This is a genomic window from Haloferax sp. KTX1 (genome assembly GCF_902410085.1).
GTDB lineage: Archaea > Halobacteriota > Halobacteria > Halobacteriales > Haloferacaceae > Haloferax > Haloferax massiliensis.
On the sequence record NZ_CABPRH010000353.1, the window covers coordinates 1 to 386 of the forward strand.

The following is a 386-nucleotide window of genomic DNA, read 5'->3' on the forward strand; positions in this document are numbered from 1 at the left end:
GACCGCAGAGCGGTACGTCCGGGAGGGGTTCTACTGGAACGCCGGCCTGTTCGCGTGGACGCCGACGGCCCTCCTGTCCGCCGCGGCGTCGTCGCCGCTTGCACCCATGGTCGAGCGACTCGACGACGGGGACCATGACGCCGCCTTTGCCGCTGTTGACCCGGTGAGCATCGACTACGCTGTGCTCGAAAACGCCGAGAACGCCTTCGTCGTCCCGGCGGCGCTGGACTGGGACGACCTGGGCTCGTGGGACGCCTTCGAGCGCATCCTCGACAAACAAGACGGAAACGCGGTGCTGGGGGAGGCGGTCACCATCGACGCCGACGGGAACGTGCTGGCGAGCGACGGGCACGTCAGCGCCGTCGGCGTCGAAGACCTCGTGGGGG

The 386-nt window shown here is 69.4% G+C and carries 1 pseudogene; it reads left to right on the forward strand.

Going from position 1 to position 386, the window contains the following annotated elements:
* Positions 1–386 (forward strand): annotated as a pseudogene (locus FY251_RS22165) (mannose-1-phosphate guanylyltransferase); the annotation flags it as partial.